At 60.4% G+C, this 12658-nt stretch carries 10 protein-coding genes; 3 read left to right on the top strand and 7 right to left on the bottom strand.

The features are described 5' to 3' along the window. Position 1 precedes the first annotated feature (1 nt). Positions 2 to 1354 carry a CmpA/NrtA family ABC transporter substrate-binding protein gene (locus tag ACSQ86_RS34085; RefSeq protein WP_436310633.1) on the bottom strand — a complete coding sequence of 451 codons (1353 nt, stop codon included), beginning with the start codon at positions 1352 to 1354 and terminating at the stop codon, positions 2 to 4. Positions 1355 to 1575: 221 nt separating this feature from the next. Here ACSQ86_RS34085 and ACSQ86_RS34080 point away from each other — a divergent pair, with 221 nt between their 5' ends. Together ACSQ86_RS34080 and ACSQ86_RS34075 are read left to right on the top strand one after the other, a co-directional pair. Next, positions 1576 to 2616 carry a carbon-nitrogen hydrolase family protein gene (locus tag ACSQ86_RS34080; protein WP_436310632.1) on the top strand — a complete coding sequence of 347 codons (1041 nt, stop codon included), beginning with the start codon at positions 1576 to 1578 and terminating at the stop codon, positions 2614 to 2616. Between the two features lie 4 nt (positions 2617 to 2620). Beyond that, positions 2621 to 3673, top strand: coding sequence for a molybdopterin-dependent oxidoreductase (locus ACSQ86_RS34075; RefSeq protein ID WP_436306819.1), 1053 nt, complete (start codon positions 2621 to 2623; stop codon positions 3671 to 3673). Positions 3674 to 3800: 127 nt separating this feature from the next. Here the strand turns inward: ACSQ86_RS34075 and ACSQ86_RS34070 are convergent, their stop codons facing one another. The 6 genes from ACSQ86_RS34070 to ACSQ86_RS34045 all read right to left on the bottom strand — a co-directional run bounded on the left by ACSQ86_RS34070 (position 3801) and on the right by ACSQ86_RS34045 (position 11221). Continuing rightward, positions 3801 to 5234: a M20 family metallopeptidase gene (locus ACSQ86_RS34070; RefSeq protein WP_436310631.1), complete on the bottom strand. Its 1434-nt coding sequence runs from the start codon at positions 5232 to 5234 to the stop codon at positions 3801 to 3803. 14 nt (positions 5235 to 5248) lie between these two features. After that, positions 5249 to 6367: an ABC transporter ATP-binding protein gene (locus ACSQ86_RS34065; RefSeq protein WP_436310630.1), complete on the bottom strand. Its 1119-nt coding sequence runs from the start codon at positions 6365 to 6367 to the stop codon at positions 5249 to 5251. Then, positions 6364 to 7512: a M24 family metallopeptidase gene (locus ACSQ86_RS34060; RefSeq protein WP_436310629.1), complete on the bottom strand. Its 1149-nt coding sequence runs from the start codon at positions 7510 to 7512 to the stop codon at positions 6364 to 6366. The genes ACSQ86_RS34065 and ACSQ86_RS34060 overlap by 4 nt, the downstream gene beginning before the upstream one ends. 2 nt (positions 7513 to 7514) lie before the next feature. Beyond that, positions 7515 to 9269, bottom strand: a complete 1755-nt coding sequence (locus ACSQ86_RS34055; protein ID WP_436310628.1) for an ABC transporter permease subunit — start codon at positions 9267 to 9269, stop codon at positions 7515 to 7517. A gap of 125 nt (positions 9270 to 9394) precedes the next feature. Then, positions 9395 to 10507, bottom strand: coding sequence for an ABC transporter substrate-binding protein (locus ACSQ86_RS34050; RefSeq protein ID WP_436310627.1), 1113 nt, complete (start codon positions 10505 to 10507; stop codon positions 9395 to 9397). A gap of 246 nt (positions 10508 to 10753) precedes the next feature. After that, positions 10754 to 11221 (bottom strand): Lrp/AsnC family transcriptional regulator, encoded by a 468-nt coding sequence (locus ACSQ86_RS34045; protein WP_436310626.1) that lies wholly within the window; start codon positions 11219 to 11221, stop codon positions 10754 to 10756. 198 nt (positions 11222 to 11419) lie between these two features. Here ACSQ86_RS34045 and ACSQ86_RS34040 point away from each other — a divergent pair, with 198 nt between their 5' ends. Continuing rightward, positions 11420 to 12649, top strand: a complete 1230-nt coding sequence (locus tag ACSQ86_RS34040) for a diaminopropionate ammonia-lyase (RefSeq protein WP_436310625.1) — start codon at positions 11420 to 11422, stop codon at positions 12647 to 12649. The last annotated feature ends 9 nt before the right edge of the window (positions 12650 to 12658 follow it).

The raw sequence follows: 12658 nt of genomic DNA, 5'->3' as shown, positions 1-12658 counted from the left end.
ATCACGCCCTGCCCAGCGACTTCAGATATTCGACGGGGCGGTCGGAGTCGAAGCTCTTGCCCAGAATGGTTTCCTTGCGGAATCCGATCTCGGGTGCCCTGCCGCCGCGCTCCTCGATGAGGCGCTTTGCATCGGTGGCCAGCATCACCTGGCGGGCGAGACCCTTGTAGTCCAGGTCTTCCTTGATCATGTTCCATCTGCGCATCTGCGTCAGAAGCCAGACCGCGCTGGAATAGTGGGGGAAAGGCTGAAAGTCGATGCGGCGCGGCAGGGTCTTCACGTTGCCGAGTCCATCGGCATACCTGCCGGTGAGGACCTGGTCCACGACCGTTTCCGGTTGGTTGAGATACTGGGGCTGGGCAAGGATCTTGGCCATCCCCGTGCGATTGGCAGGCTCGGACACATGCAGGCTCGCTGCGATGAGCGCGCGGTAGGCGGCCATGAAGCTGTTCGGATGTGCCTTGATCCAGGCCTCGGTTGCTGTGACCGAGCAGCAAGGATGCTCCGGCCAAATCTCGCTCGAGACCAAGTGAATGAAGCCCGCACCTTCGTACACGGCCCGTTGGCCGCCCGGCTCGCCGCCGAAAAAGCCGTCGATGTTGCCCACCCGAAGATTGGAAACATACTCGGACGGAGGAACGACGCGGTAGGACACGTCCCGCTCCGGGTCCAGCCCTGCCGATGCGAGGTAGTGGCGGAGTTGGAGCATCTGATGGGATTGCTCGAACGGCACGGCGAACCTGAAACCCTTCCAGTTCTTCGGGTCACGGTTGTCCTTGTGCTTCATCGCAAGGACCAGCGAATTGCCGTTCTGGTTGAGCACCGTCATCACACGGACGGGGATGGGAGCCCCGCCAATGCCGGCCGACATGGCCAGCGCAACGGGCATCACCTGCTGGGAGATGTCCAATTCGCCGTTGACCATCTTGTCGCGAATCAGCGCGATTCCGGCGATTTTCTGCAGGCTCAGTTCCAGGCCCTCGCGCGGGAACAGTCCGAGTTGCTCCGCATAGATCAGCGGCGTCGCGCATGTGATGGGCAGGAAACCGACAGCGAGCCGCTTTTTCTCCGGCGCGCCCTGGCGCTCCTGCGCAACGGCGGCAAGCTGGGTCAGTGGCGTAAAGGTCGTGAGTGCAGCCAGCGCCCCCGCCCGACCCAGCGTCTTGACGAAGGCTCGGCGCAGGCTGCGCTCGGGAAACAGGCCGTGCAGCATGCCCTGGGCCATGGCGCCGGCCAGCGCATCGTCGGCATTCGCAGGCTTTTTCGCGAGGCACTCCTCATCGTCACCATTGGTGCTGCCGCATGCGCAGGGGCCGGTGCGGGAAAGCCGAACGTACTCGTGTGATGGGTCCATAGTCCCTCCAGGCTGGGTTGAACGGAGCAGGTCCGTGACATGGTGATGGTGAGCATGTTTTGTGCAAATGGCCGCCGGGAAATTCGCAAGCCTCTGTGCGCAGATCCTGCATCGACAGTGGAGCCTGCAAAAATGCACCTCTCGTTGCGCTTTTGTGAGTATCTGCCCAGCCACACTGGCAACTATCCTGTGCGCCTCTGCAACGCATAGCGAGACCTGACATGAGTTCATTGCCCCGGGTGAAAGTTGCCGCCGCCCACGCAGCGCCGGTGCTGCTCGACAAGACCGCCACGACCGAGAAGGCGGTTTCGATCATCAAGGAGGCAGCCCTCAATGGCGCACAGGTGATTGCGTTCCCAGAAACCTATATTCCGGCATTCCCCGTGTGGGCGGCACTGTGGGCGCCGATCTACAACCACGATCTGTTCGAGGCAATGGTCGAGAACAGCGTCTACCTGCCGGGGCCCGAGGTGGCCTTGATTGCTGCGGCCGCCAAGCGCTTCGGGGTGTGCGTGTCGATGGGCATCAGCGAACGCAGCACCGCCAGCGCCGGCTGCATCTGGAATTCGAACATCCTGATCGGCGAAACGGGTGAGTTGCTCAACCATCATCGCAAGCTGGTGCCGACCTTCTACGAGAAGCTGGTCTGGGCGCCGGGAGACGGACAGGGGCTTCGAGTCGCCCAGACACGTTTCGGGCGCATCGGCGGCTTGATCTGCGGCGAGAACACCAACCCACTCGCACGCTTCTCGCTCATGGCGCAAGCAGAGCAGATTCATGTATCCAGCTGGCCTCCGATGTGGCCCACGCGCAAGCCGTCGGGGGGCGGAAACTTCGACAACGTTGCGGCGAACCGCATTCGGGCGTCCGCTCATTCATTCGAAGCCAAGGCGTTCGGTATCATCTGCGCGAGCTTCATGGACAAGGCCATGCGCGACTTCCTGGTGGATCGCGATCCGGCCGTGGCAGAAGTGGTCGACGGCACTCCGCGCGGCGCGTCGATGTTCGTGGACCCGACCGGCACGCAAGTCGGCGACACGCTCCAGAATGAGGAGGGGATCGCCTATGCCGAGTTCGATTTGAACAAGTGCATCGAGCCGAAGCAGTTCCATGACGTGGTGGGCTACTACAACCGATTTGACGTTTTCTCGCTGGGTGTCGAACGCCGCCGCCACGAGCCGGTCGTTTGGTCGGGGCAGTCCGATCCGCAGTTTCCGCGGCTGCTCGACGATGAGATGACCGTTGGGATTCCGGATGAATAGCTCCATGTTTCTGCCACCACTTCCCGAGGGGGAGGAGCGTCGATCAGTCGTCCTTAGCCGGTCTCCCGGATTCCATCTGAAGCCGCCACCCATCCCTGCGGGGCTGCGCGACTTCATCACATCCGATGCGCAGCTCTTCGAGACCATCCACATGGGTTCCGTCGAAGTCGACGCCAAGCGCTGGCGACTGCAAGTGGACGGGCTCGTTCGCAGGCCTTTCTCGATCGATCTGGACGGTCTGAGGCGACTGCCTTCAGTCTCCGTCACCGCCTTCCACGAGTGCTTTGGCAGCCCCCTGGTACCGGCCAGCGCCAATCTCTGGCGCGTGGGCAACGTCCGATGGACGGGTGTGCCGCTGGCTGTGCTGCTCGAGCACGCGCAGCTCGAGACCGGCGCCACCCATGTCTGGTCGGACGGCCTCGACAGCGGGGAGTTCGGCGGCCGCAGGATGAATCGGTATCGCAAGGATTTGCCGATCTCGAAGGCTCTTTCGCACGAGGTGCTCGTCGCTTACGAGTTGAATGGCGCACCCCTGACGCGCGAGCGGGGCGGGCCGGTCCGGCTCATCGTGCCTGGTTGGTTTGGCACCAACATGACCAAGTGGCTGTGCCGGCTGTCGGTTCGGGGCCGGCGTGCGAACGCCCCCTTCACTACCGTCTGGTACAACCGCGACAAGGAGCACGGGGGCGAAGTCGTTCAAGAGCCGGTGTGGGCAGTCGAGCCCAATTCGCTGATCACCCATCCCGCGCCCGACGACACCATCTCCACGGATGAGGTGGAAGTCAAGGGCTGGGCCTGGAGCGACAACGGCATCAGTGGCGTGGCTCTCAGCACCGATGGCGCGGCAACGTGGCAATCGGCCGAGGTCCGGCCCCGTCACGAATTCGAATGGCAGCAGTTCGCAGCGACGCTTCCGCTGCCGCGAAGGCCCGGCCCAGTGAGCATCATCGCGAAGGCCCGTGACACCGATGGATCTATTCAGCCATTGAGCGGGGCACGAAACGCGGCCCATTCGGTCCAGATTCAGCGGCTTCTGTCGGGCTCTAAATCAGAGTGACGATGGCTTCCTTCGCCGGGGCTGCGATCGTGAACGTATAAGGTCCTCATGTTCTGCCGCGACCCGATGGGGCCTAAGGTAGAACTGTTTGCAGCAAACCCGGCTCAAAGCCAGCGGACACTAGAACCTAGGCGGCAGATCGGCATTTGCGTGAGGCGGCTACCTCAGCCCCATCGTCTCCAAGATCCCACCAGATTCCGGCCATCACGGCCAAGGCTTCACGCGCTACCGACCCCAAGAGGTGTTCGTTCGGCGCGTGCTGCGAGCACGCGGCATAGGAATGGGGAACCCATACCGTGGGCAAGTTAAGGATCTCAGCGAAGATCGCATTGGGAACGGTGCCCCCGATATTCGGCAGCAGGGCAGGCTTTTTCCCCGACGTCGCTTCGATCGAGCGCAGCGTCCATGCGACCCAAGGATCGTTCAGATCCAGGCGAGTTGCGGTCGCGGAGGGCTGCACCGTGACCTTCACGGATGAGATTCCGTTGGCAGCGAGGTGCTCTTCAAGGTACCGGTGCGCGTTCTCCCAGTCCGTGCCAACAACGTACCTCAATTGGCAATGTGCCCGAGCTGTGGGGGGGATTGCATTGACTGGTGCGTCGGGATTTCCCGCCTTGAACGCAACCACCTCCAACGCGTTCCATGCCCAGACCCTTTCTGCCGGGGTCAACCCAGGCTCTCCCCAAGATGGATCCACCGCGGGGGCGTGCTCGTCGCCTCCGAGGACGAGATCGGAAATCGCGGCACGTACAGCGGAAGAGATCGGAGGAGGAAGGAGCCCTTTCACCAGGATGCGGCCATCCTTGTCGATCATCGTCGCGATCGCATGAGACAGAACGACGGCAGGGTTGCGTAGCGCGCCTCCCCAGTTGCCAGAGTGATGTGCGCCGTCCCGTAGATCGACCTCGAGCTGGAAGTTGAGCTCGCCGCGTGAGCCGAGGAAGATGGTCGGTCTGTCTGCTGCAACGCGAGGCCCATCCGATGCAAGGAAGAGATCGCCTGCCAGAAAATCCTTCTCGGCTGCGCAAACGGCCTCGAGCCCCGGCGAGTCGATCTCCTCGCCGGTTTCAAACACCAGCTTGATGTTGAAGCCGACACTCCCATTTCGGGCCGCGATCACAGATTCAAGCGCGGCGACGTTGATCGAATGCTGCCCCTTGTTGTCGGCGGTGCCGCGTCCATACCAGCGATCTCCTTCGACGACGACCTTCCAGGGCTCAAGACCTATTCGCCATTGGTCGTCATAGCCACGGACAACGTCTCCATGCGCATATGTGACGACTGTCGGCAGGTCCTCCCCCTCGATCCGTTCTGCCAGAAGAATTGGAGCGTCTACGCCCGCCGGGTTGGCGACGATCCGGGATGTGAACCCGAGACGACCGAGAGCCGGTGCGATCTCGTTGCGCAAGTACGCGTGAAGCACAGGGGCGCTGCTTTCGACTTGGCTTTCCGTGCGGTACGAAACCCGGCGATCCAGATCGGCCAGGAATCGACCCGAATCGAACGCTTCAAGCGCCGCCAAGATTGCGGATTCTCGAGTGAAGTGGCGGGGATGATTCATATCAGGTCAGCCGCCTATTCGTTGGGATAGACCATCGCGTGCGCCGCGTCGAGATCGACTTCAACGCGCTGCCCGGCATGGAACAACTGCCTGTCAGGGGTCATCTGCGAGCGAGAGAGGAGTTGAACGTCGCCAACTTCGACAAGCACCACCTGAGTCGTCCCGGCGTACGCTGATTCAACAACGCGAGCTGGCCCATCTTCGGAAAGACGCAGTTGCACGTTCTCCGGACGAATCGCAAGTCGGCCAGAGGTTGAACGGGTGAGGACCCGTTCAACGGGTATCGACCGCCGAGTTCCCAACGAGGCGATTTCTGCGTTGATTTCCGTTCCAGCCGGCGACAACACCACGGGCAGGAAGCTGGTTTCCCCAATGAAATCCGCAACGAACGCGCTCGCGGGGCTCTCATAGAGGTCGCGAGGTGATCCAAATTGCTGTAAGCGACCACCTTCAAGAACCGCGACTCGGTCTGCCATCGACAGCGCTTCTTCCTGGTCATGGGTTACAAAGATGATCGTGCTCCCGATCTGCCTGTGGATTTGCTTGATCTCCAGTTGCAACTGCTGGCGCAGCTTGCGGTCCAGCGCGCCCAATGGCTCATCCATGAGCAAGAGAGGCGGCTTGAATACAAGAGCACGCGCGAGAGCGACCCGCTGCTGCTGACCGCCGGACAGTTGGGCTGGCAGCCTGTTCCTCATCCCTCCGAGCGCGACCAGGTCCAGTGCCTTGGCCACCTCTGCCTGGACCTCCGTGCCCTTGACTCCACGACGAAAGAGCGGGTACGCCACATTCTCAGCAACCGTCATGTGTGGAAACAAGGCATAGCGCTGGAAGACCACCCCGAAGCCGCGCTTGTATGCAGGCTGGTCGTTGACGCGTACACCTTCCACCAGGAGGTCGCCCGAGCTCGGTGTTTCGAAGCCCGCGATCATCATGAGCAGAGTCGACTTGCCGGAACCACTGGGCCCCAAAAGCGCGACGAACTCTCCCGGTTCGACAGCGAGTGAGACGTTGTCGAGCGCCTTGAACGCTCCATAGGACTTCGAGACATTCGAAACGCTGACTCCAGCCTTTCGTCTCCCCACGGGGGTTTCGGACACGTTGCGAACCGATTCCATGCGGCTGATCATCATGCTTTCACCCCAGTTTCGAAGATCTTGCGGGGCGTGCGAGTCAATCGCTCGGCGCCGGATTCTGTCACCAGGACCGTGTCGCTGACGGCCAGGCCGCGAGCGGACGTGTACATGTGGAACACCATGCCCTCCTCGAGACGCCATGTGGCAGTCGGTACGAAAGATCTGTACAGGTCGCTGACGCGCTGGGACGACGGTGCCGAAAAGCCCAAGGTGTAGCCCGTGATGTTTTCATAGTCGGGCCTCAGGCCCGCCGACAGCACGCCCTGGCGCACGATGGCGTCAACGTCCGCGGCCACCGCGCCAGGGCGCATTGCCTTGAACTGCTCATCTTGAAGCGCGCAGAGAGTCGCAAACGTTGCCTTTTGGATTTCAGTAGCCCGCCCCACGGCCACGGAGCGCATGATCCGCACCGAATAGCCCTTGAGTTTCGGCAGAAGCTCGATGTGAACCAGCGCACCATCTCCCATTGGCTCGTCATTCATCGAGCTGTGCAGGCAATCCCAATCGGAACCAGCCGTCACGTAGCCAACGAAGCCATCGTCGAAACCAAGCCGGTAGTACTCGGCAGCGGCGACGGCTGCGACGTCTCGCTGCGAGGCGCCTGGTCGAATGGCGTCGGTCACTTTCAAGACTGCTCGGTCTAGCAAGCTCGCAGCCACCCGAAGATGTTCAACTTCCTCCTTCGACTTGCATCGACGCGCGTCCCAGACCGCCCGTTCCAGGTCGCAGAAACTCGATTCAGGAAGAGCACGCTCGAGAAGGTCTTGTCGTTGACGGGTGAAGGAGTGAGACTGGAAGTCGACACCGATTCGCCCGTGTGCCCCTCGGGGCCTCAGGGCCGCGGCCAAAACCGAAACAGGCTCCTCCCAGTCCGAGAAGGCAACAATGTCTTTCAGCCAGCTCTTCGCACGTGCAGGCGCCATGTCCAGTTTTCGGATCAGGAGAAAGGGGTCGCCGACCACTGGGACGACGCACGCGCGCCACAGGTTCTCTCCCACGGCATAGCCGGAGACCCAGCCCATGGTCTCGGGCTCGTCAAGGATCGCCCAGTCAAGATGACGAGCGCGCATCACGTCTTGCACCATGCAGAGGCGACGCCGGTACTCCTCGACGGAGAAGACAAAGGGTCCAATGCTGCTCATGTTCAGATATCCTTCAAGTGCGAGCGATGTTGAAGAGCCGCTGACGCAAACATCTTGACCGCGACAAGCGCCGCCAGACTCGCCAGAAAGAGTACAGCTACAACGGCAATCTGCGGGCTGATTTCCAGGCGGATGTCGTCCCACATGCGGATCGGCAAGGGCGTTGAGGATGGACCGCTCACAAACAGGCCGTAGACAACGTCGTCGAATCCCGTGATGAACGCGAACACGAGCGCGCTGGCCAGCGAAGGAAGCAGCAGCGGGAGCGTCACGGTACGCAACGCTGTGAGCGGATGTCCGCCGAGGCTGATCGCTGCCTGTTCCAGGCTCCGATCGAACTTCTTGAGGCCTGCGATCAGGATGACAACCACGTACGGGGTTGCGATGATGGTGTATGCAAGCACAAATGCGGTCGCTGTGCCAATGAGCGGGGTCTTTGCGAAGCTGAAGAAGAAGGCCACCGCCATGACCACATGGGGAACGATCATCGGAGAAATCAGAAGAAGATAGAGGGGAACCCGACCAACGAACCGGAAGCGTACGAGCGCAAACGCGATGGGTACGCCAATCGTGATGGCCAGAATGGAGGCTAGAAGCGCTGTCCGGGCGCTGAACGAAAGCGCGCTCAACCATTGCGAGTTGCTGAAGAACTTGGTGAACCAGCGCAGCGAGTAACCGGGCGGGGGAAAGCTCAAGTAGGCGGCGTCGCTGAACGCAAGCGGGATCACCACCACAAACGGAAGGACAAGCAGGGCGAGCGTGAATGCGGACAGCAGTACGAGAAGCGGTGAACGAACCGAGGAAATCACCTCAAGCGCGCGTTGAAGCGCTTTTCTAATTGGTTCAGGAATACGCGGAGTCGCGGAAAGATCTCGAACCTTCTTCGCAGATTGGCTCGACTGGGATTCGTCCTCCAGCTCTGTCGCAACCTTGGTGCGGAAGATCACGAAGACCGTTGCAACCATGGCGAGCAAGACTGTCGCCTGAGCGGCAGCAGCTTCGAACTCACCAAGGGTAAGGACTCGGATGGTGATGCCCTGAGCAATCATGTAGTCGTTCGGACCACCAAGAAGTGCGGGCGTGATGTAAAAGCCGAGGCAGGAGAGAAACACGAGGGTGCAGCCGCTGACAATACCGGGCGTGGAACTGGGGAGCGTGATCCGCAGGAAGGCATCTGCGGGCGAACTTCCCAAGCTTTGCGCAGCGACGCTTAGTTTTCTGTCGAAACGAGCGAGTGCGGCATACAGCGGAAACACCATCAGTGGCAGTTGCACTTGAATCATTCCGATATACACGCCGATCTTGTTGAAGACCAGGCGCAGCGGTTCCGAAACGATCCCCAGGTACAGCAGCAGCTGGTTGATCAGGCCCGCCGGACTGAGCAGGACGGTCCACGCGTATGTCCGGATCAAGATGCTGGTCAGGTACGGGAGAGTGACCAGCACCAACAGGAGGCTTGCCAGCCACGGGGGGCATCGAGAGATCGAGTACGCGAGCGGATAGGCCAAGATCAGGCAGGCCAGCGTCACGACGACCGCAAGCAGTAGAGTCTGGAACAGGACCCAGGCAAAAACTCCTGAGCTGGCAATTTCCTGGTAGTGCAGCAGCGACCAAGTGCTCTCGTTTCGGAAGCTCTTGAGTACCAGTTGGGCTACCGGGAAGAGATATCCCGCCGCGAATATCGCCAATGCCGGCACGACCAAGAGCAAAATCAATGGCACTCGGCTCCTGCGTGCGCTCTTCCAACCAAGCTTCATGAGATGTTCCGAATGACTTCAAGGCGTGTCTAGCCAACGATCGGGTATGACGGGGCACGCGCCTGCATGTGCCGTGCGGCGTCAAGATCCGACGAAGGAACGATTCAATTCGCTAGATGCGCCTTTCAGCGCGCACCGACCAGCCACCGCTCCCATTCCGCCACCGCGGTGAGATTGTTGGGGCGACCGTTCTTGCCCAGCGCGTTCCAGAAGGCGTAGTCCTGAACAATCTGCTGTTTTTTGAATTCGGCATACGTCGGCAGCATCTTTGCGCGTTCCGCAGGAATGAAGTCGTAGGCGCGTGAATTCGGCGGCGCATACAGAATGTGCTTGGAGAAGTTCGCCTGCACTTCTGCGCGCGACATGAAAGCGAGCAACTTGTTAGCGTTATCAAGATTCTTGGAGCCCTTGAGAACCACCCAGCTGTCGTATTGCAGGATGCCTTGGTTCCAAGTGAATCCGATTTTCTGGCTCTTTTCGTTTGCAGCGTAGATTCGCCCATTCCATCCGCTGCCGGCGGTCACCTGTTTGTCGATCAACAGCTGGGGGCCCTCGGCACCGCTGTTCCACCATTTGACAATCTCTGGCTTGATGCGGGAAAGGCTCTTGAATGCACGATCCCAATCAATCGGATAGATCTTTGCGGGGTCCACGCCGTCCGCCAGAAGAGCCGCCTCGAAGACAGCGCCGTCCGGCCCGCGTGTCCCCGTGCACAGTGTGCGACCACCCGGGAACTTCTTCGTGTCCCACACATCGGCCCAGGAAGAGATCGAGTTGCTGCCGAACTTCGCGGGATCGTAGGCGATCAGCAGTGAATAGATGATGTGCGGGACGGTGAACTTCCCTGTCGGAACAGGGTTGAAAGCGTCCAGATCGGCTTTGCTGAAGTATCCGTAGTCGATCGGAACCAGCAGGTTCTCGCGCTCGAAGGCCGTGGTATTTCCGCCCGTCAAGATGGTTACGTCGTATCGCGGGGAGCCAGCCAACGCGCTCGCGCGAACAGCGCCCAGATCGGTACGCGGCTGCGCAATGACCTTGATCCCGGTCTCCTTCTCGAAGGGATCGAAAAGCGCCACTCGCTTGGCCTCTCCCCACGACCCGCCGCCGTCGTACACGACGACCTCGCCGGTGCCCTTGAGACTCTGGGCCAGTGCCGGTACTGCGAGGAATGACGGCGCAATGACTGCCCCGCCGACTCCTGCGACACCTTTCAGAACTTGGCGGCGATTGATGCTCATGAGCTTGCTCCTTTAAAATGGTCAGTCTGCTGAACTGTGTAGGCCCGGGTGTGATGAAGTAGGTTCACGCCCATCGCCGCCATCGGTGAGGAGAATTCTGGTGCGCGCAGAGCGAGAAAAAACACCGATCCCCCGTGTGATTCCGCAGAGTTGACGCGTTATGGGACGTTTTATTGCACGTATGGTGCTTGGCTCCGTCCTGGAGCGGCATGCCCGCTCTGGAAGCGGCTCAGTGCCCTATTCCAGTCACTTCTCAGCCAGGGGAACGCTCAGTGTGACCTTGACACGCTGCATGGCGACATAAGTCTTGAACCCCTTGACATTCCCCGAGCTGAAGAAAAGGTCGCGGGTAAGTTGTTCATACTCCGTCATGTCCTTGACGACCATCACGAGCACAAAGTCGAACTCCCCCGTGACGTAATAGACCTGCTGCACCTGCGCACAGGCGGCAAAGCGTGTCTTCACCTCGTCGAGCAAATCAAGCCTCTCACTCTCGAGTTTTACCTCAACGAGGATAGTGATGGGGTGACCCACGGACGACGGGTCGATTACGCACACGGTGCCGGCGATCACCCCCGAGGATTCGAGAGCTGCGATCCGACGATTGACCGCGGACGGAGACAGATTGACAGCCTCCGACAGTTCGCGCTGCGATATCTTGCTGTCCCTCTGGAGCAGACCCAAGATCTTCACGTCGTAGTTATCGAGTTGCATGCCGTCCATTATCTGCCCTTGGTGGCCAGGGCGAGAGCGCTCGCGTACGCAACAGCCTTTCATTCTTTCCCATGGATCTGGTTCGTTCTCCTGTTTTTGCAGTCCAGATCGCGCCAAGCGACACAAGAAGCGGTCCTAGGATTCATGGACTCCGGGCGTTCGAGCCAGCGGAGCGCAAACAACCAACGGAATCGAAATATGCTGATTGCCAATGAACGCGCCACGCGCAGCGCGTATCCCAGTGAACTCCGGTCGGTGATGTCCATCGCCAAGGCCGAGGAGAGCCGCGACTGGATCTCGTCCTGGGATAGTTTGAATCCGGGCCCCACTCCGCTGTACGAACTCAGTGACCTGGCTCGCAGCCTGGGAATCGGAAAGCTTTATCTGAAGGATGAGTCTTGCCGGTCCGATCTCGGGAGTTTCAAGGCGCTTGGAGCGCCGATTGCTCTGGCTCGGCTGATTCTTCGCTTGTGGCCTGATCGCAACCTGGATCCCAAAGTGCTTTTCAAAGGCGGCTACAGGTCGTTGTTGGAAGCCTTTACAGTGATCAGCGCGACAGATGGCAATCACGGAAAAGGCCTTGCGGCGGCAGCAAAGAGCATGGGCTGCCGTTGTGTGATCGTTCTCCATGCGAATGTGAGCGAAGAGCGAGAGCAGGCGATCGCCAAATTTGGCGCCACGGTGTTACGTGTCCAGGGGAACTACGACGCTTCTGTCGAGGAAGCCGCTCACCTCGCCAGGGCCAACGATTGGCATGTCGTTTCAGACACTTCATACGACGGCTACGAGGAGGTCCCGCGGGATGTCATGCAAGGGTACGGAACTGTCGCTGCTGAAATTGTGGAAGCGTTCGGTAGCGACGAAGCAGTGCCGTTCACCCATGTCTTTCTGCAAGGCGGCGTTGGCGGCCTCGCGGCAGGAATCCTGAGCTACTTTTGGGAATGCTATGGGGAGCGTCGCCCCACGGTGGTGATCGTCGAACCGGCACAGGCGGACTGTCTTTTTCAAAGTGCATTGCGCGGCGTTGCGTCCAAGGCAACGGGCTCGGTCGACTCCGTGATGGCGGGCTTGGCCTGCGGCGAAACATCTCCACTTGCATGGAGGTTTCTTGTGTCCGGAGCTGACTACTTCATGACCATCAGTGATGACGACGCGATTTCTGCGATGCGGGTCCTGGCGACCGGCAATGAATTGGATCTCCCTGTCGTCTCTGGCGAATCAGGTGCGGCTGGCCTCGCAGGCCTCCTCAAACTAGGAAAGCACGCGGAACAAGCCGCCAGGGTCGGCCTGGGGCCCGATGCGCGCGTGCTGCTGATCAGTACCGAAGGTGCCACTGCCCCTGCCGCCTATCAGACGCTGGTTGGACAGTCTGAAGCGCAAGTGCTGGCACGCCAAAGAAGTAGCGTGAGACTCAGCCAGAGCACCTGATCAAGTACC

Origin of the sequence: Variovorax sp. LjRoot130 (assembly GCF_964253755.1) — a bacterium.
Classification (GTDB): Bacteria; Pseudomonadota; Gammaproteobacteria; order Burkholderiales; family Burkholderiaceae_C; genus Variovorax.
This window is presented reverse-complemented; position numbering and strand designations above follow the sequence as displayed.